Here is a 20,123-nt window from a genome sequence, read left to right as displayed (position 1 = left end):
TATGGTCATATCTTCCTGTGTTGACACAGGCGAAGTTTGCCAAATCCATTGGTGATAATCTCCAAACAGTTGCGGCAGATGTCATAATATTTGTTTAGAAATTTAAATTGACCCCTAGGTTAAATACTTTTTGAATGGGATATCCCAATCCATTTCCGCCCATTTCCACATCCCAAAGTTTAAAATGGCTAAAGGTCAACAAGTTGGTCCCACTTAAATATATCCTCATGGATGCAATTTTAGCTTTCGAAATAAAGGTGTCCTTATTAAAGGTATAACCCAGTTCTACCGACTTCAGCCTTAAAAAATCGCCATTTTTAAGAAACCAGGTACTTCTTCTATTATTGTTGTCCACCACCTGATCTGACAATCTTGGCCATGCTGCATAAATATCCCTATCGTCTTCCGACCAATGGTCGTCTGCCCAAACCTGCAACAAGGCATTGTTTCCATTTTTGGAGTTCCAATTGGAATCTTGGTTATTGGAATCGTTTATATCTATAAAAGGTGCTGTTTTGTAACCGTCTATAAAGAAGGAAGAACGCGCAGAACCCTGAAAGAAGAAAGAAAAATCCACATTCTTATATCCTACAGATGCTCCAAAACCATAAATAATTTCAGGTGAATCGGGAAATCCAATTGGCACCTCATCATTGCTATCTATCACCCCATCTTCATTAATATCCTTGTATTTAATGTCGCCTGGCATATATTCGCCAAAAGTTTGAAAAGGAGAATTTACTATATCCGCCTCATCTACGAATAATCTTTCCGCTATATACCCATATGGTTGATTTAGGGAGTTTCCTATCCTCGATTTCCAAGGAAGGCCGGCCCCAACATAATCAAGTTCTTCATAAACATCGAACTTACTGGTAGCATAGGTGAAATTGCCCCTTGCGGAAAGCCAAAGCCCATTTGCAAAGCTTTCCTGATAATCCAGGGTTCCTTCAAAACCATCCGAAGAGGCTTCCCCGATGTTGGCCCTTAAGGGTGCTTGGAGACCCATAGAGGATGGCACTTGGGAACGGTCCATAAGTACATTGGTCCTCTTTTCCCTAAAATAATCCCATTGAAAATCCAACTTGTTGAACAATCCCAATTCAAATCCAATATTTGTCATTTTGGCTGTTTCCCAAGAAATCTGGTTATTGCTATATCTATTTATGCTTATCCCATTTCGTTGGTAAAAATAGTCCTGACCAAAACTTACGCCCCTACCTCCATCGTTCATATTCACTTGTGAGATATAGAAGAACCTGTCATTTTCATTTCCTATGGCATCGTTCCCCACTAGGCCATAGGTAGCCTTTAGTTTTAGTTTATTGACCACCTCTTTGACAGATTTCCATGCCTTTTCATTGGAGACGACCCATCCTAGACCCATTGATGGGAAAAACCCATATCGTTCTTGCTTTGCAAAACGTTCGGAACCATTATATCCGAAATTAAATTCCGTAAACAACCGACTATCATAAGCATAGGTAAGCCTTCCGGAAACACCCATATTTCTATAGGGCAAAGATTTTTGTAGATTTCCTGCGTTGGCAATTTTCTGTTCCCTCATAATCCCTACCAACATTGCTGTTGTGGTGTGTTTCTGATTAAAGGTCCGGTTATAGTTTATGGCTGCTTCCGCATAGAAGGCAGTAGCTACGTCCTTATTACCTTCATCGTATTCCAAGAATTCCGATCCGTCATTTGGGTTCAAGGCAAATAATGAATATTCGTCTATTTGTGCATCATAACTCGCTAGACTGTAATAAAAAGGCCTATAGCCACGACTAACATTGAAGAAGGATTCGCGGGTAGTATTCCCCATAGCGCGGGCGGACAGGCCCTCGGTTATAAATTCCAAATCCTGTTTGATTTCCACTGAAGCCAGTATTTTACTTCTATTCTCTTCTTTGTAGCCCCTAACCATATCGGCATAGGCATTCAGGTAATCACCATTTTGTCCGTCATTACCAAAAAGAATATGTTGTGTATTGGCATATTGCGCATCCGGTTCGTAGTACTTTGGATAAAGTACCGGATTGGTTTGCAAAGCCTTTCTAAATAAGGTTTCGCCCCCATCGATCGGACCATTGTAATCATCAAAATTTGCACTGAACCGAACCCCTACCTCCGTGGTCCTGGTAATATCTATATTTACATTGGAGCGTAGGGAAACATTTTTAACATTGACATTATTATTAAAGTTGTTTCGCTTATCGACCTTAAGAATTCCATTGTCCGTATTTAATGTTGCAGCCAGATAGTAACGAGCTATCTTACCTCCACCACTAACGTTAAAATTAAAGCGATCATTAAACGTACTTTCCTCGAACATTTCATCGAACCAGTCTACGGCAGGATATACCATTTCATTTCTGTTTAGCTGCTCCGTTTGTCTTATTTTTTCCAAGGAATAGGCACGCCCCCCCAATGGATCCCTTGTCCTAATGGCTTCGTTGTGCAATTTCATATAAGTAACCGGGTCTGCCAATTCCAAGGCCCTTGTGGGGGTGGACAAGGTCCTCTCATACCTAAAATTCAACTTGGCAGGGCCTTCTTTTCCTTCTTTGGTATTTACCAAAATAACACCATTGGCACCCCTTGCTCCATATAGGGCCGTGGCCGTGGCATCCTTCATAATGGAAAAACTGGCAATATCATCTGGTTGCAATCGCGCCAAATCCGTGGCGGTCAGTTCAATCCCATCGATTAGTATTAGGGGCGACTTTTTATATCCAAATGTAGTAACCCCCCGGATAAAAAATTCGGCATTGTCACGACCGGGCTCCCCACTTCTTTGGTAAGAGATTATACCGGCCATACGACCCGCCAAGGCGGTAGTTAAATTGCTACTCGGTATTTTTAATTCGCTTGGATTTATTGTGGAAACCGAAGCAATAACACTTTCTTTCTTTTGCTTGCCAAAAGCCACTACGGTTACCTCTTCCAATTCATCCAACTTAGATTCCAAAAAAACATCCAATGTTTTTTGCCCTACATATTTAATCAATTGCGTTTCCATTCCAATATAGGAGAAGGCGAGCATTTGATCTGGCTTTACGGCAATGGAATATCTTCCGTCAAAATCCGCTATAACCCCTGCAGATGTTCCTTCTATAATAACGGTGGCTCCAGGCAGAACATTCCCATCCAAATCTGAAATCTGTCCTGTAAGTTGTTCTTGTAATGGAACAATAGTATTTGCTTTCGGTTGTTCCTCGGGAACACTTTTCGTGGAATCTTGCCACAATATAATTTGTGTCCCCCGAAGTTTGTAAGAAGTGTTTGTATTCCCAAACATTAATTTTAGCACTCGATCTATATGGCCTTTGGTAATTTTCAAAGACACTTTTCGTTGAAGGTCCACATGTCTGGTTTTATATACAAACTTGAACTTCGTACTAAACTCAATATTATCTATAACCTCTTTGATAGCTGTATTCTCTACATCCAAACTTACTTTGGTCTTTTGGGCATAGCTATCATTAGCGTGTAATCCCAAGAATGCAGTAATTAATAATAATGCGGTGAGTTTCATTCTTAAGTCGAATTTCAACAAAGTCAATCCCAACCTAAGTCGGTTAAAAAGTTTTTTCATAATTTTAATTGTTTTTATAGTGGTTGGCTAATAATGGCACGATCACATATGAATGCCGGGAAATGCTCTAACATTTTCCGGTTTTTTGTTTTATATAAAAGTGCCGGGATTTATAATTTTACTTCATAGGCATTGATATTTGATTTTAGGTTGATTCTCTATTGTTACTATTTTATAATTACTTTATTATCTACTATACTATATTCAATCTTGTGGGTTTCATTAAAGTATCCAAGAACTTCTCCTATATCTACCTTCTCAAAACTTGCATTGAATACCTCATTCCCCAATTCTTTGTTCAAATTGATGATTTCCACATTATAATGGCGTTCCAGTTTTTTTAATATTTTATCGAAAGTGAGCTCCCTAAAGACCAAATGGCCCTGCATCCAATAGGTGTACAAGGACGTATTTACCTCTTCAACACTTATATTCTCGGAAGCAAAATGGAAGGACCCTTTTTGGCCCGGGGTGAGGTCCACAGCACCGTGATCGGGTCTCTCCTCCTTCTTTAGGCTTACCTGTCCATGGACAAGGACTACCTCAATATTCAGGTCCTCATGATAGGCAGAGATATTAAATTCCGTTCCCAATACTTTTACATCCAGCCCATCGACATTAACAATAAACGGTCTTTCCATATCCCTTTTAACATTAAAATAGGCCTCTCCTGTTAAAAAGACCTCCCTATCACCATCAGTGGAGAAATTTACAGGATACCTAAGGGAACTACCGGCATTTAGGAACACCAAAGTCCCATCAGCAAGTAATAATTTAAAGGATTTCCCATTGGGAATATTGATTGTGTTGTACACTAAATTTTTGGCGTGGTCCAAATTGGTATAACTAATTTGATCCTGCTTTTGGATTCCCACAACATTGCCATCCACAGTTTTTACCTCTGCTGTAGCATTAATATCTATAGATTGAACAGTGCCATTCCCTATTTCAAGGGTTATAGATTCGTTCTTGGGCACAACTACAGCTTCCTTTGTCAAGAAAAAAGAATTATACTCGAATAAATATCCAACACCAAGTATTATAGCGATTACGGCAGCGTACTTCATCCAAATGACCCCAAGCTTTCTTGTGGGCTTCTCCCTAGTTTCGATTTCCTTGATCACCTTGTTATAAGCCTCGTCAATATTACTTTTGAGTGAAATAAGGTTTAAATCGTGATAATCGCGAACGTAGGCCTCCAGAATGGATTTATTGTTGGGATCATTCACCCAATCCCGAAGTTGATCAACCTCCTTTTCAGTAATAGTTCCGACAAGAAGTTTGGAAATTTTTTTCTTCATTTAATTCCTCCAATTTTTTGGCACATAATAAAACGGTTCAGTTAGGCCGAGGTATGCTTTACCCAATTAATACTATCAATATTTACAAAACCCTTAAAAAAAATGTTTTTTTTTTTGATATTCGCACCGAAATAGGCTAAATACTAATATTTTACCACAGGGCGAAATGAACGAAAATAATGCGGTAATTGCTTTAAAAAATGGGGACAGGGGCGCATTTAGGTATCTCTTTAATGCCTACTACGATCGCCTTTTGGCCTATATTACCACTTACACACAGAACAGGATACAGTCTGAAGACATTGTACAAGAGGCATTTATTGATTTTTGGAACAACAAAAGCAAATTGGATGAAACCAAATGCCCAAAAAACTACCTATATGCCATAGCTTATAATCGATATATTGATACTGTTAAGAAGACTAAAAAACAGGAAAAAATTCTAAGGGATGTTTGGGAGCAAGCACTAACAAACTGCATTGAAGAAGATTCCGAAGCTATGGAAAGACGTGTCAAAAGAATGAAAAAAATAATTGAATCCTTACCCCCTAAGTGCAGGGAAATCATCATTCTGAATAAAATGTACGGGTTTAAATACAAGGAAATAGCATCAATCAAAGGAATATCCATTAAAACTGTAGAATCACAAATGCGCATAGCCTTCATAAAAATAAGGGAGGCCAAAAACGGTAACGACCTCATCTTATTTTTAACATGGCCCCATACCAATATCATTATGTATAACTGATGAAAATATGGTATTTCCCAACTACTTTACCAGACGTAATTTGTTCACTTCCCCATTATTACCCTTATGATAACAATATATAATTATTATTAAATTTCACTCCCGCTCAAAAATTACGGTGAGACCGGGGTTTTGATCTTTTAATAGCGTTATGGTTTCATTGGATACTTCGGACTGCCAGAGGTATAATTTCTTTAATCTGGATAATTTAGGCACAAGGTCCAGGACACCTTTGGAAACTTTTGTCCCATAAAGGTTAAGCGATTCCAAATTCTCCAATTTAGATAAGTGTTTTATCCCCTTATCGGTTATTTCATTACCCCTAAGGTCCAACTTTACCAGATTTTGCAACAATCCTATTTTTTCCAGGTATGCGTCTTTCACCTGCGAATTGCCTAGGTTAAGCCAAACCAAATGCTCCTTCAATTCCAATAGGCTGTCCATATCGGAAGCTTTAAGATCATATTCACTTAAACTAAAATTGGCCTCCAAAAAATAATTGTCCTTCATCAAAGGATTGATTACAAAACCATGACGAACCAAGGAATCAACGATAGAGCGATTGGGCGGGGAAACCTTTTTATTGAAAAGATTGTTCTTATCCAACCCTAAATAATTACTCACCAAAGAACTTACTGCGTTTTCCGTATCCAATTCGGTTACAAAACCATTCTGCGGGGCTCCTATTTTAATCCACCATTTTATGAGTACTACTTCCTGATCCGTAAGCGGTAACTTTCCTTCAGATGGCATAAAATCGTCGTGTTCCGATGGGAGGGTAATTCTTCTAACCAGTTCACTCTCCAAGGCATCACCTGGGACAATGGTATTTTCACTTTCACCTCCCACCATCATTTTCACATAAGAGGTAAGCACAAGACCTCCCTTATTTTTTCCCTCGTTATGGCAGCCAACACATTTAGATTGCATCATTGGCAGCACCAAATCAAGAAACACATCTGCAGAATCCAATACCGTGACTTTTTCACGAGGCTCCACCTTGGAAGGCAATCCGGCCAGATTCCTAACTGGGTTGGGTGCATATTCCAATAAATAGGTAGAACCATGGGTCAGGTTCCCACCCAAGTGCCCAGTTAACAATAGTAAAAGCCCAACCATAGAGACCATTATCCATTTTGGAATGGAGAGTGAATTACTCCATTTCTTATTGATAAAGTAACATCCAAAGGACAATAACATTACGGCAATCCCCCCCCACTGATGCCAGAAAAGGGTATCCTCATCATAACCACCACTTAGGGACAGGAAATAACCAAAAATCACAGCTAAGAATGCACTAAATGCTCCCATAAGCCACATCAACGGAAGATAAATTCCCAAAGGCCTAAATTTAGGCCAGTATGTAGCCAGTTGCGCCATAATGGCCATGATTAGAAAACCTATGGGGAGATGCACAACTACAGGATGAAACCGTCCAAAAAACAAAACAACATCTGGTGGGCTATCCAAAATACCCCCATTCAGCAAGAAGATAAATCCCATTTATACTATTTAAGTGGAGTACCATTTATGGGCCTTCCATTAGTGGTCAATATTTGAAAATGATGTACCCTATGTCCTTTGTAATTCCAAACCATAGACTTATCCGGTGCCAACTCAAATAATTTAATTCCTTTTTGAGCCCCATAACTCGCAATCACTGTATTGCCATTGGGTAATCTTTGTGCCCCGCAAGGGTCAACAAAAGGTGCTTCTTGTAAATCGGAATTGGTTACTTTCCAGACTACCTTGCCATTGGAATCAAACTCCACCACCTTGTTCCCATGGGTCAATGTAACCAGGGTATTTCCATTATCCAAGCGAATGGCTGTAAAAGGCCAATTTTCAGCTTCCCTTCCGCCCAAATCTTCCAAATCTGTATTAAAGACATTTACCACTTTCCCATCAGGTTGGTATTCCTTAACGGCAAAGGCCAATAAATGAGGCACTAAATAATTGCCATTGGATAATTTCCTGGCCATTCTAGTCTGCATATGTACATTATCCGTTTCGGGTTTAAGTGGTACGCTATTTACCACTTTACCCTTTTTATTAACCTCTATTATTCTTGGATCCGATCCGGATTCGGTAATCATGGTATTGCCATTGGATAAACGCAGCGCGGTTCCCAATTCCATGGATTTCTCCGCTCTGGTATAGGTAAAGATCACCTTTTTTTTCTTGTTGTACTCACGTACTTCATCTGCCCAACAAATAAGGATATTGCCATTGCCTAAGACATAGCCATCCCTAGCACTCTTTTTCCCGGAATCCCAGATTTCCTCTCCATTTTCACCGATAATCCCAGTAAAATTTGGTCCCGCTATAAAAAATGAATGCTTAATTTCATTTTCATTTATTGACTGGTGTTGGGGTGTATGTACAGTAGCCTGACCTGCCAAAAATAGTGGCGAAATCATTAAACACAGTATTCCCTTGCTAAAAATATTCATATGTACAAATCCAATTATAACTTCATTTAGGTCAATATATCCTTTACTACGTTACCGTGAACATCGGTCAACCTCATATCACGGCCACCAAAACGAAAGGTCAATTGTTTGTGGTCCAATCCCAGCAAATGCATAATGGTAGCATGTAGGTCATGCACTGTAACTGCGTTTTCTATTACCCGATAACCATATTCATCGGTCTTGCCAAAAATAGTTCCTCCCTTTACTCCTGCTCCAGCCATCCACATACTGAAAGCGGACGGATTATGGTCGCGCCCATCAGACCCCTGTGCAAAAGGGGTACGGCCAAACTCTCCCGTCCAGACTACCAATGTTTCCTCTAACAATCCTCTTGATTTAAGATCTTTAAGAAGTCCGGCTATGGGCTGGTCTACCGCATGGGCATTTCTTTCATGGCCTACTTTTAAGTTGCTGTGCTGATCCCACCTATCGGCTCCAACATTGGGGCATGTAAGTTCTACAAATCTAACGCCACGTTCTATCAACCTACGGGCCAAAATACATTGGGAGGCATATCCCCTAAGATGTGGGTCATCGGAATCCATGCCATATAATTTTTTGGTAGCTTCCGTCTCCTCTTTGAACTCGGTGAGCTCAGGAATGGAAGATTGCATTTTATAGGCTAGTTCATAATTGGAAATAGCAGATTCCACTGCATCGGCTTCTCCTATCTTTCCAATCAAGCTATCGTCCATTTGCTTTATAAACTGTAGTTTTTCCTCTTGAAGGTTATTGATGCTTTCCCTAGGATTGATATTTGCCACAGGTTCCGGACCTGCCTTAAAAACAGAGGCTTGGTACGAAGCAGGTAAGAATCCATTCTTAAAATTATCCAATCCACCTGGGGGAATTAGACCTCCGTCCAAGACCACGTAACCTGGAATATTCTTGTTCTCACTTCCCAGGCCATAGTTCATCCAAGCTCCCATACTTGGACGTCCCTGCAAACCACTGCCGGTATGTAAGAAATAATTGGCATTGGTATGTTCAGGGAAATTGGAAACCATAGATCTAATTAAAGCAATGTCGTCTACGCAGGTAGCAATATGTGGAAACAGATCGCTCACAGGCATACCACATTCTCCATATTGTTTAAAATCCCAAGGGCTTTTTAATATCTTGCCCACATTGTCGAACTGGGTGGCATCTACCTTAAATTTCTTTCTTGGATCCTCCCCATTCTCCTTGGCTAATCGGGGTTTGGGGTCAAAGGAATCTACTTGTGATACACCCCCATCCATATAGAGAAAGATAACATTTTTCGCCTTGGGCAAATAATGTGGTCCCAAATAAAGATTGGAAGTTGTTTCATGAGATCCGGATCTTTTGCAGCCCAATGACATAGTGCCGAATAAACTCATTAATGCCAATGAACCGAAGCCCCCAGCTGATAGTCCCAACATTTCCCGACGGGAAATAACTCTTGGTTTAGTATTGTGATGATGGCCCATTAAATAAGATATATAAATTCTTTTAAATTAAAAATGCTATGGCAATACTCTTTCCATAGTTCCATTTCTGGTTTTTCCTTACCATCCATTTTTTCTTCCATCTCCTGCAACATCCCAAAAAAATCGGAGGCTTTTTTTAACTCCTCCCTGCTTGCCAGTCGAGAAAAAGCCTGCATATAGATCCACTGTACTTTTTCCTCAAAATTGGCCAGCCCCTTTTCCATCAATTTCCCCGCCATAATTTCGGCCTGTTGTGCAACCAATGGATCGTTCATTAAAATCAAGGATTGCGAAGGCACATTGGTGACGTTCCTTCTGCCAAAAGTACTAAAGGGAATAGGTCGATCGAAGGTCGTCATCATAGGCTCCAAGAAATTTCTCCTTACCTCCAAATATATGCTCCTTCTCCCTTCCCCATCTATGGGCCCCGATTTCCCCGGCCTACCCCGTCCCTGCATAAACGCCGTTAAATGGGTGGGCACAGGAGTTCCGTACATAGTGGAATCCAAGCTTTCGGAAACAGCCAATATTCCATCTCGAATGGCTTCTGCCTCCAATCTTCTTACCGGAAAAGAGGCCAAATAAATATTGTTGGGATCCGTATTTGCAAGCGCATCACTTCTCTCAGTACTTCTCGTAAAAGTCTCTGAGGTAACAATGGCCCTAATCAATTTTTTAACGGACCATCCTTCTTGTTGAAACTTAACAGCAAGGTAATCCAACAGTTCCGGGTGTGAAGGTAATTTTCCCTGTAGACCAAAATTATCAACGGTCTCTACAATACCCTTACCGAACAGATGGTGCCAAATCCGGTTCACCATTACGCGGGAAGTCAATGGATTATCCTTGTCCAACATTACCTCTGCCAGCTCCAAACGGCCACTTCCTTCGGATTTAAACACAGAATCGCCCAAAGACAATACCGATAAAAATCTTCTAGGAACATGTTCTTCCGAGGGCTCCTTATAGTTACCTCTATTAAAAATAGGACTATTTATCCCGTAACCATCGTATATCCCATTAACAAAGGATACGTTTTTTAGACTTTTGGCCAATAGCCGGCTACTATCTACAACCGCTTTCAGTTCAGGAAAATTAGAAGTCAACTTTCCCTTCTTCAAATCATCATTAATCCTTAATACCTTGAAGGGAGATACCTCCAGGGACGCCCAATTATCCTGTGATGGTTGTTTTGTAATATTCTTTTCCAAATCCAACGGCCATTCCCCGTCATAAGTCACTGCGTATTGAGCTTCAATAAAAGCATCCTCCGTCAAATTATACCTGTGGCGGTCATGGGTTCCGGGTAAAATTTCAATGTATGCTTTTCTACCCTTCCAAGCCCGTACATTAAATATAAAATTATTCCATTCCTCTGTATTCACCCTTTGGTCCATTCCACCATAAATTGGATTCTGGATCAATTGAAAATTGTCTATTATAATTCTGATACTACTGTTTTTACCAAGTGCCCTAACTCCTATAAAGTCTTTTTCCAAAATAAAATTGGGGGATCGTAAAGCCCCAAAAATACCCATCCCCATTGACCTGCTAGAAGCTTTACCTTCGTCCAAGCCAAGCAATTTTCCTGTGGCCGGATCCACGATGGGATTCCCTAGGGTCGACTTCTGCCCAAAAGCAAAGCCATCACTCGTCCAACCATCAAAGTCCCGGCCTCTAAAATCGCCAATGACAGTATAGGACATTGCACTGGTATTTATCGTTGTGTTCTGGGCATATTCAGTATTAATATAGCTGTTTTTGGCCCTGTCCCATTTTCCGGCCACCAACTTCCGCATGTAGGAATTCAGATTTTCTATTTCCTGGGCGGCCAACTTTTTATCTTTACTTAGATCGGCAGGGACGGGGGAAAACCTGGTACTTTCCATTACCCCATATAGGGCATAATAATCCGCCGCAGTTATGGGGTCAAATTTATGGTCGTGACATTTTGCACAGGAAACCGTCAACCCCTGAAAAGTCTTGGTAGTAACGTCGATCATATTATCAATACGATCTGCCTCATCCTGGCGTACATCCACTGGACTATGGGTGCCTTCACCCATAACATAAAAGGTAGTGCCCAGCCTAGATTCCGAAACTCCAGTTTCCTTATTTTCCCTAGTCGTTTGCAATAAATCCCCTGCTATGTGTTCCTTTAAAAATTGATCGTAGGGCACATCTTCATTAAAAGCCCTGATCAAGTAGTCCCTATATTTCCACGCACCTGTTATGGCATAATCAAACTCGTGACCCTTTGTTTCTGCATACCTCACCAAATCCATCCAATGTCTTGCCCATCTTTCCCCGTAGGCCGGTGAATTTAAATAACGATCCACCATTTTTTCGTATGACACACTACTCGTATCCAAAAGAAAATTTTTAACCTCTTTAGGGTTAGGGGGTAAGCCGGTAAGTAAATAGGATACCCTTCTTATAAGTGAGTTTTTAGTAGCAGGGGGTACTTTTTCCAACCCTTTTTCATCCAGTTTCTTTTCTATTAAAAAATCAATGGCCTTAGAATCCGATAAGGCAATTTTCGTCTCAGGTCTAATGAAAGACCAATGATCTTTCCATTCGGCCCCCTGATCTATCCACTTGTTCAAAAGAGCCTTCTCCCTGTCGGTAAGTTTTAGATTGGTCTCCGGTGGCGGCATTACTATGGCTGGGTCTTCATTATAAATCCGCTGTACCAATTGGCTTTTGGACGTCTTTCCTGGCACAATGGCATGACCTCCTTCTTTTAAGGCTGCGGTGGCTCCCTCATAAGTATCCAATCGCAATTCCGCCTTTCTGCTACTTGGATCGGGACCATGGCACAAATAACAATTCTGTACCAATATAGGCTTTACATGAAAATTAAAATCCACCACTTTAGGCAGAGGTTCGGAGACCTGTTGCGATCTGTCACAGGAAATACATAAGTTGCCCAGCGTACAAATTAAAACCAGAACCGTTATTCTGCTAAAAAACATTGTCAAAATTTTAGAGGGAAATTCAAATATACGGATCCAAAGTATTAGAATCAACTATTTAAATTGCAGGGGCAGATATTAAATGTACCCTAAAAAGGCTAATGGCTCCCCTCTTGTAACGAAGAGGGGAAAGAAAGGGGAGTTTGAAATCTCGAGCCGTAAACCCATACCTTATCTATTGTCCCCTCCCAAAGACCTGGGCTATCAATCCCTTCCGTATCCTGCGCAGCCAGCGGAAGATCCACCTTCCCTTATCCAAGGGAAGGAGCCCCTGCTGTCGTCATTGTCCGCCCATTATAGCTACTGGATTATCTCTTTTCCCCTGTGCCTTTGAGCTACTTCTCCTCGTCCCTGAAAAGGGACTCTGTCCAAGTGACTAAGCTAGTCATTTCGACCGCTAGGGAGAAATCACACAACTAGCTAAGCCAACACATTAATTGGGCATACAACGTCCTTGCTCATAATAAAACTGATGAAACTTATATAAAAACGTTGCCTGCCCAACCCCTCCCAATAGAGGGTTCCATCATGGTGACCGCACCCTACACGTTGGAAGGTTAAAGCGGATTCAACAGGTACATCCAACCATATTTGGATTAAAGCAAACCCTTTAAATCTGTAATTTTATTAATACTATGATCGGGATTGGGTACATCGCCAAATCCGTATGTGGCAAAAACAAAAGGTATTCGGTTCCCTTCGGCAGCGGTATAATCCCCCAAAGTGTCCCCAATATATATGGGTTTGGCCAGTGTATTTCTTTCAATGACCATTTTTATATTTTCGGCCTTGGACAAACCTGTATTGCCCGAACATTCAAAATCCTTAAAATAGTCCCCTAGTCCATGAAATTCATAAAATGCCTCGATATATCCAGCCTGGCAATTACTCACAATATACAGTTCGTACTTACTCTCCAAGACCTTCAAAATTTCTTCCAATCCTTGGTACAGGACTCCTCCAGATTTCTTTATGTCGTTCACCTCCTGTATATAACAGCTGTTCATGACCTCGTCTTGCTGTTCTTTGGAAAGGTATGGAAACAGTTTCTTTCCTACCAAGTCGTGCTGCATTCCAAGAATTCCTTGTATATCTTCCTCTGAAATAGGATTTTTAATACAATCGAAACCATTCAGGGCCGTATGCCATGCCTTGATACTCATTGGCATAGGGTCCCAAAGGGTACCATCCAGGTCAAAAATGATGTTTTCAATATTATCCCTTAATTCACTCAGCGCCATTTTTAAAAGTTTTGAATACTATGGGTACTAGATTAAATTAACTACCTGGCCCGTCTTGGCCGATTTATAGGCCGCATCCACAATGTCCAGCACCATTTGTCCTTCCACAAGTCCAGGAACCGGTTGTTGCCTAGTTTTTATACAATCCACAAAATACTCCATTTGACGGGTATAGATAATTTGGTCGCAGTGATCTTCCCTTTTAGGAAGCTCTGGCACTGTTGTTACCGTACCTTCCCCATCCTTCATTTTTAAAAATGTAGGAAACAGATTGGCATATCCCTTGGTACCGAACAGGCTGGTACTTGCTTCCGGTCCGTCCATATGGGGATGCCACCATCCACTTTCTATTATACTTTCAGTACCATTGTCCCAAGTAATGACCAAAATACCCGTATCGTCCACATCGTAATCTCCAAATTCCGTTGAAATTCTGGCATAGACCTTAGCTGGTTTGGGATCGCCCAAAATATACCTGACGGCATCAATGGCATGTACCCCCATGTCTGCCAAGGCACCGCCCCCTGCCAATTCTTTTTTGGTAAACCAGCCGGAAGGGCCCCAATTTTCATGTATTCCATAGCCTTTGGTCTTAAACACTCTTCCTATGGTTCCCGAATCCACGGTATCCCTGATATAACGGGTATCGGTATCAAAACGCCACATATGCCCTACCATCACCAATTGGTTATGTTTTTTGGCCACCTCCGCTATTTTCCTGCCTTCATCCCCACTAATCCCCATAGGTTTTTCTAAAAACACATCCTTGCCATTTTGTAAAAATTCTATGGCATAGGGTGCATGAAATTGATTGGGAGTGCTTATAATTACAGCATCCAGATCATCCCTTTTCACAAGGGATGAAATATCATTAAACGCCTCTTCTATATTGTACTTCAGGGCGAACTTTTGGGCATTTTCAAGATTTTTGGACACTACTGCCACAATTTCAACATCGGCTAAGGTTTGTAGTCCACGAGCGTGATAATCCGATATAAATCCTGCACCAATAAGGGCTATTCTGGTTTTCATCTGTATAAAATTTTATAATTGATTAAATAAGAAGTAATTACAAAATACACTAACAGCTGTAACTACTTCGGTTTCACATAAGCTTATTTAAATAATATCGGTATGATATGTTTAAAAAAGTTTATGCCCATTGCATTATTACTTTTTTATTAAAAGTTCATCAACAATCTCTCCGTTCTGGTTATAGGTCGTGTGTTTCAAAGTTTTATCGGTCAATGTCATATATTGATAAAATTGGCCTTCCTTGAACCTCTTTTCAGCATAAGGCTCTTCCCCAATATCATCATGATTACCATTGGTCCCGATAGATACGGCATATACGGTTCCATCTTTAAACGAATCCACAACCTTGCCATTATTTATTGGCTTTGAACGCATATAATAATGGATATGGCCACCCATTACCATGTCAACATGGTAGGTATCAAAAAGACCTCCCCATTCTTGTTGAATATCCAAATAAGGTTCTTCAAAATTAAAGGGGGGGAAATGAAACATGACGAATTTCCAAATGGCATTGGAATTCTTCAATTGTTCCTCTATCCATTGGGTTTGGACCTCATTAGGCTGGGTTGAATCGATCATCAAAAATAAAGCATTGCCATATTCAAAAGCGTAAGTGCTTTCAGGATCCACTTTTTCAGGTCCATTTTTGGGCAAACTAAATAATTCATAATACATCCAGGCTCCCAAACCATCCTGCCTGTCGTGATTCCCGGGAACGGGCATTAAGGGCTTATTGGAGAACACTTCTTTGGAATATCCAAAAAACATGTCCCATTCACTACGGTAAAGTCCGGTAGTCACAATATCTCCTGCAATTGAATAAAATGCCGTTTTCGGATGTCGGAGGTCCGCATCATTGAGCATTTGTGCCCATTTGGGATCCCTATGGGTATCCCCAAACCATATAAATGAAAACTCCCCCGCATCCTTGGCTTCCGTCTTAAAGTTTCTAACGGAAGACCATGACTGCGCTTCTACTGAACCTACACGATATTCATAGGTAGCTCCAGCTTCCAAATTATTCATATTGGCTGTAAATCGATTTATATATCGATCATTGAACAACATTTTATCTTCCATACCCGCTACCGAAGCCTTTAAGGAAAGGGTGTCGGATGTATTTTTCTTCCAATACTGTACACTGCCATCTTCCACATTGGTATTGGTTCTCCATTGCACATCCATAGAGTTGCTAGGGTCCCCGCTCCAGGTAAGCGTGATCTGATCTGGCTGATTCGAAGATGGGAAAATTGTTTTTCGAAATGCTCCTTCTACATGTGCTTCCCGGGCTCTTCCCCTAACCGTAGTGAACAATACCTGACCTTCCAGTTCTTTGGGCAGGGCAGTAATTTTAAGGTCGGACCAGTCATGGTAGGTAAATGCTCCCTTTTTAAAGATTTCCAAAGAATATTCTTCTGGATAGCGTTCACTAATTACAAGTTCCTCATTGCCATTCCTTGGCCCTACGGAAATAAAATAGACGACCCTATCCATGTCGAACCCTGGGATTCCCAAATTAACCCAACCTGCGTCAAAATCCTTTTGCCATACTTCATAATCGTAGACCTCATTTTTTACGATTTCATCGGTCTTTACAAAACCGCTTTCCTTAAGCCAAAAAGGTGCTTCATGATCAAGATGTCTCATCAAGGAAACCGTTACCGGTACGTTTACCTTAAAATATTGGTAACGGGAAGCCAATGTTGTTTTCTCGCTATCGGTCAAAAATTTAAGCATAAAAGTATCGTCAATGGCATCGTAGTCCTTGGGGTCCACATTTTCATACAATCTGGTGATTACCTTATCCATTACGTCTTTTACAGAGGTCTGGCTCTGTTGTTCTTCCTTTTTGGTTTCGGAGCAGGAAAAACATAAAAAAATAGCGGACAGAATTAAATATCTTCTCATTGGATTACAATATTTATTTGGATTCTTCAATATTAATTGATCAGTGTTTATGATATTTAACTTGGTGACTAGTTCGCTTTTGATAAAGCATCCAGCATGATGGCCAAATGATCTGTCAAAATAAAATCTACCCCGGCATCCAACAATTCCTTAACACGACCTTTCTCTTCCGAATGAAAATAATTGATGCGTATCCCATTTTCCTTCAGCCTTTTAATATCCGCCAATATATTTTCATCGTCCCTACTACTTTTTATTTGGAGAAATGTGAAGCCTTGCTCTATGGTTTCTTCAATATATTCGGCACGAGTGGACAAGCGTTCCATATTGCATATCATAATATTTGGATTTATCTGCCTTACCCCTCTTGCCGCCTCCTTTCCACAGGCAATGACAGCCTGATGGATTCTGTCTGCAGCAATCACGGCCTCCGCTGTTGCCGCACCTAAGCGTTCATCCCCTTTTAGATGGATATTAAGCCAAATATTCCTTGGCATTATTTCCAAGGCCTCTTTTAAGGTAGGAACCCTTTCATTCTTAAACTCTTTGGATTTCCACTTGCCCGCATCGAGTTTTTTTATTTTTCTCAGCCTAAGTTTCCTTACCAGACCACGACCATTGGTGGTCCTGTTTACCTTATCATCGTGCATAATAACCAATTGATCGTCCTTGGTCATTTGAACATCCAATTCTATCATCTGCGCGCCCAATCGAATTGCTTCCCCAAATGCTGCCAGGGTATTCTCGGGATGCGCTTCATTGGCACCCCTGTGGGCACAAATACCCTTTTGCGGCATGCTAATATTTTCTGGAACAAACAGTGCATCCTGAGAAAAAACAGGGGTTGCCCAAGAACACAGAAGAAAAAGACTCATTACTAATTTCATCGATGTAATATATTTCATATTATAGGAAATTGTCTTTCGGACGACAAGCCTATTTCCTTAACCCATCAATTCCTCGGCATGGGTATAAATCTTTTTTATAGCCCTGGCCACCAAATCCATATCAGCCTTTGTTCCCATTAACACCTTATGGTGCAGACAAACCGATTCCTCCTTAAAAATACGTTCACAGACCGGTAACGAAAACCTTTTGGGATCAATAGCCTTCCAATAGGCTTCATTCAATTTATGTCTGGAAGGTTTTGTATGCGGCACGTATAGTGAACAATTATTTAAAGGCTCATAACAGGCATCCACTACTATACCCAATTCCGCCTCCAAAGCAGATCTAAACTTCTCTACAGGCAAATTCTTGAACTTGCTGGTATTGTACCGAAAAGCAAAATTGAAATAAGCCTTTTTGGTTTCCCTTTCATCTCTTTTTAAGGGTGTCACCCCTTCTATTTCTTTTAGAAGCGTATTTAAATATGCCCCATTCGCGTCTCTATTGGCATTTTGTTCTGGCAATCTTTTTAAGCCTTCCACTAGAATAGCTGCTTGAAATTCGGTAATCCTGTAGTTACCGGACTGTATAAAATTACCGTCATCACCATAATCCCCTATCCCTTTATCTGCCCCAATAAGCGAATCTTCCTCCGGTCTACGGCCAACATTTCTTAGGGCATCCAATTTTTCAGCTAAATCAGTATCATCCGTGGTAACGGATCCTCCTTCACCAGCGGTTAAATGTTTCGATAATTGAAAGCTGAAACTACCTACGTTCCCAATACTTCCAGCCTTTTTACCTTTCCATTCACCTCCATGTTTATGGGCACAATCCTCAATAACATAAAGATTATGTTTTTTGGCAATGGCCATTATCGCATCCATATCCGCAAAGGCACCATACAGGTGTACTGGAATAATGGCCTTTGTTCTAGGGGTAATGGCCTTTTCAATTTCTTTTGGATCTATACACCAGGTATCCTCACAAATATCGACCAATATGGGAGTGGCATTTACGTCTATTACGGTGGCAGCAGTAGCTTGCCACGTTAGGCCCGGTACAATTACCTCATCACCCACGCCGACACCCAAGGCTTCCAGCGCAATTTGCATGGTTACAGTACCGTTTACAGTACAAATAGCATGTTTTACCCCTGTATATTCTGCAAAAAGTCTATTGAACTCCATTTCCTTTGGCCCATTATAGGACCAAACTCCACTATTCAGGACCTCTATTAGGGCAACTTCCTCTTCTTTCCCCCAAACGGGCCATTTAGGCCAAGGACTTTTATTGGTATCACGACACGGGTTACCGCCATTTATTGCTAGTTTTTTCATAGTCAATGGTTGTTATTGAATGTTTTCGTTTATAATTTTTTAGGGTCCAATACTAGGTGTTTCACGGTCTTCCTATTCCATGTGTACACTATATGTACCATTCCATCGGGGGTTTGAATCAGGGTAGGATAGGAATATTCCTCTCCCTTTTTATCGGTTGTTGCCGTTAATGGTTCCAAATCCAACACCCTTTCCCAGCTTTTCCCGTCTTTGGAAATGCCTACACTCAAGGGAACCCTATCCTCGGATTCTATGGTGGTAGGATTGTAGATCAAAATATGCCGTCCATCCCTTAATGTTATGGCATCAATTCCTGAGTCAGGATTGGGAAGATCCGTAGCAGTCATTTCTGTCCAGCCAAATCCCCCGTCATAGGACCAGTTTTGCCCTATTGCCCCCTGGTATGTTCTACTTAATAATTGGATGGTATCGTTACCGTGATCAAGGATTGCCGGTTGTATGGCCTTAAATGTTTTCCCATCGTTTAAAGGGGCCGATTTAGTCCATGTTTTCCCAAAATCAGTACTCCTTTCCAAATAAATTTTATGCCCTTCTGTTTCACTTTCTGTACTTGACGGAGATAAAATATCCCCATTGGACATGGTAACAGGTCTATTCTTTATAGGTCCCAAAATACCTTCGGGCAATTTAATAGGGGCAGACCAACTAAGACCGTCGTCCCCGGATGTTTTATACATTCCCCACCAATATAAGGGGTCTGGACCTACTTTGTAAAAGAGTATCAAAGGCTTATTTTGGGGTTTAAAGAGAACAGGGTTCCAACAAGGATATCTAATCCCATCTTCCTCCTCGCCATTGGCCACTTCAACCGGGGTGGTCCATTTATCCTTAATTTTTCTAGAAACCCAAATACCTACGTCATTGTTTTTTTCTTCTGTTCCCCCGAACCAGGAGGCCACGAGTGTTCCATTGCTGATGTCGATGGTTGGGGCGTGACATTGGGGGGTTAGTCCTTGGCCAATGGGGTAAATGTACTCTTCCAAGGTAATGGCAGGATGCTTTCCGGGGGTATCCGGTACATTTTCCCTCCCCTTTTCCTTACAGGATACAGTGGTTATAAGAAGTACTAGGGCAAGCAAATATTTCGTACAAATTGACATCATAACAGTTATTAAACCTCAGCAAATCAAAATTAGTAAGGGA

13 protein-coding genes are annotated in these 20,123 nt (G+C 41.0%); 1 reads left to right on the top strand and 12 read right to left on the bottom strand.

The features are described 5' to 3' along the window. Nucleotides 1-94: 94 nt before the first annotated feature. Nucleotides 95-3,595, bottom strand: coding sequence for a TonB-dependent receptor (locus QSE00_RS01300; protein ID WP_286104597.1), 3,501 nt, complete (start codon nucleotides 3,593-3,595; stop codon nucleotides 95-97). Nucleotides 3,596-3,762: 167 nt separating this feature from the next. Further along, nucleotides 3,763-4,896 carry a FecR family protein gene (locus QSE00_RS01295; RefSeq protein ID WP_286104596.1) on the bottom strand — a complete coding sequence of 378 codons (1,134 nt, stop codon included), beginning with the start codon at nucleotides 4,894-4,896 and terminating at the stop codon, nucleotides 3,763-3,765. 166 nt (nucleotides 4,897-5,062) lie between these two features. Here QSE00_RS01295 and QSE00_RS01290 point away from each other — a divergent pair, with 166 nt between their 5' ends. Further along, a complete protein-coding gene (locus QSE00_RS01290) occupies nucleotides 5,063-5,644 on the top strand; it encodes an RNA polymerase sigma factor (protein WP_110354288.1) in 582 nt (193 codons plus the stop codon). Between the two features lie 96 nt (nucleotides 5,645-5,740). Here QSE00_RS01290 and QSE00_RS01285 read toward each other — a convergent pair whose 3' ends face one another. The 10 genes from QSE00_RS01285 to QSE00_RS01240 form a co-directional block, all read right to left on the bottom strand. Next, nucleotides 5,741-7,147, bottom strand: a complete 1,407-nt coding sequence (locus tag QSE00_RS01285; RefSeq protein ID WP_286104595.1) for a c-type cytochrome domain-containing protein — start codon at nucleotides 7,145-7,147, stop codon at nucleotides 5,741-5,743. Nucleotides 7,148-7,152: 5 nt separating this feature from the next. Then, a complete protein-coding gene (locus QSE00_RS01280; RefSeq protein ID WP_110354285.1) occupies nucleotides 7,153-8,097 on the bottom strand; it encodes a beta-propeller domain-containing protein in 945 nt (314 codons plus the stop codon). A 26-nt stretch (nucleotides 8,098-8,123) separates the two neighbouring features. Further along, a complete protein-coding gene (locus QSE00_RS01275) occupies nucleotides 8,124-9,569 on the bottom strand; it encodes a DUF1501 domain-containing protein (RefSeq protein WP_258364742.1) in 1,446 nt (481 codons plus the stop codon). Further along, nucleotides 9,569-12,544, bottom strand: a complete 2,976-nt coding sequence (locus tag QSE00_RS01270) for a PSD1 and planctomycete cytochrome C domain-containing protein (protein ID WP_286104594.1) — start codon at nucleotides 12,542-12,544, stop codon at nucleotides 9,569-9,571. The genes QSE00_RS01275 and QSE00_RS01270 overlap by 1 nt, the downstream gene beginning before the upstream one ends. 596 nt (nucleotides 12,545-13,140) lie before the next feature. Then, a complete protein-coding gene (locus QSE00_RS01265; protein ID WP_286104593.1) occupies nucleotides 13,141-13,785 on the bottom strand; it encodes an HAD family hydrolase in 645 nt (214 codons plus the stop codon). Nucleotides 13,786-13,812: 27 nt separating this feature from the next. Continuing rightward, entirely contained in the window at nucleotides 13,813-14,817 is a 1,005-nt protein-coding gene (locus QSE00_RS01260; protein ID WP_286104592.1) for a Gfo/Idh/MocA family protein, read from the bottom strand. A 138-nt stretch (nucleotides 14,818-14,955) separates the two neighbouring features. Beyond that, on the bottom strand, nucleotides 14,956-16,731 hold the full coding sequence (locus QSE00_RS01255) for a purple acid phosphatase family protein (RefSeq protein ID WP_286104591.1): 1,776 nt from the start codon (nucleotides 16,729-16,731) through the stop codon (nucleotides 14,956-14,958). A 68-nt stretch (nucleotides 16,732-16,799) separates the two neighbouring features. Then, nucleotides 16,800-17,618: a glycerophosphodiester phosphodiesterase gene (locus QSE00_RS01250; protein WP_286104590.1), complete on the bottom strand. Its 819-nt coding sequence runs from the start codon at nucleotides 17,616-17,618 to the stop codon at nucleotides 16,800-16,802. 57 nt (nucleotides 17,619-17,675) lie between these two features. Continuing rightward, nucleotides 17,676-18,959, bottom strand: coding sequence for a DegT/DnrJ/EryC1/StrS family aminotransferase (locus tag QSE00_RS01245; protein ID WP_286104589.1), 1,284 nt, complete (start codon nucleotides 18,957-18,959; stop codon nucleotides 17,676-17,678). Between the two features lie 29 nt (nucleotides 18,960-18,988). Then, entirely contained in the window at nucleotides 18,989-20,083 is a 1,095-nt protein-coding gene (locus tag QSE00_RS01240) for a sialidase family protein (protein WP_286104588.1), read from the bottom strand. Nucleotides 20,084-20,123: the final 40 nt, after the last annotated feature.

Origin of the sequence: Arenibacter flavimaris (assembly GCF_030291335.1) — a bacterium.
Lineage (GTDB): Bacteria > Bacteroidota > Bacteroidia > Flavobacteriales > Flavobacteriaceae > Arenibacter.
Note: the sequence above shows the minus strand (reverse complement) of the source record. Positions and strands in the feature narration are given on the sequence as shown.

Bases quoted from the DNA above. Each gene is read 5' to 3' on its own strand.
- QSE00_RS01300 (WP_286104597.1), bottom strand. From the start codon at position 3,595: ATGAAAAAACTTTTTAACCGACTTAGGTTGGGATTGACTTTGTTGAAA.
- QSE00_RS01295 (WP_286104596.1), bottom strand. From the start codon at position 4,896: ATGAAGAAAAAAATTTCCAAACTTCTTGTCGGAACTATTACTGAAAAG.
- QSE00_RS01290 (WP_110354288.1), top strand. From the start codon at position 5,063: ATGAACGAAAATAATGCGGTAATTGCTTTAAAAAATGGGGACAGGGGC.
- QSE00_RS01285 (WP_286104595.1), bottom strand. From the start codon at position 7,147: ATGGGATTTATCTTCTTGCTGAATGGGGGTATTTTGGATAGCCCACCA.
- QSE00_RS01280 (WP_110354285.1), bottom strand. From the start codon at position 8,097: ATGAATATTTTTAGCAAGGGAATACTGTGTTTAATGATTTCGCCACTA.
- QSE00_RS01275 (WP_258364742.1), bottom strand. From the start codon at position 9,569: ATGGGCCATCATCACAATACTAAACCAAGAGTTATTTCCCGTCGGGAA.
- QSE00_RS01270 (WP_286104594.1), bottom strand. From the start codon at position 12,544: ATGTTTTTTAGCAGAATAACGGTTCTGGTTTTAATTTGTACGCTGGGC.
- QSE00_RS01265 (WP_286104593.1), bottom strand. From the start codon at position 13,785: ATGGCGCTGAGTGAATTAAGGGATAATATTGAAAACATCATTTTTGAC.
- QSE00_RS01260 (WP_286104592.1), bottom strand. From the start codon at position 14,817: ATGAAAACCAGAATAGCCCTTATTGGTGCAGGATTTATATCGGATTAT.
- QSE00_RS01255 (WP_286104591.1), bottom strand. From the start codon at position 16,731: ATGAGAAGATATTTAATTCTGTCCGCTATTTTTTTATGTTTTTCCTGC.
- QSE00_RS01250 (WP_286104590.1), bottom strand. From the start codon at position 17,618: ATGAAATTAGTAATGAGTCTTTTTCTTCTGTGTTCTTGGGCAACCCCT.
- QSE00_RS01245 (WP_286104589.1), bottom strand. From the start codon at position 18,959: ATGAAAAAACTAGCAATAAATGGCGGTAACCCGTGTCGTGATACCAAT.
- QSE00_RS01240 (WP_286104588.1), bottom strand. From the start codon at position 20,083: ATGATGTCAATTTGTACGAAATATTTGCTTGCCCTAGTACTTCTTATA.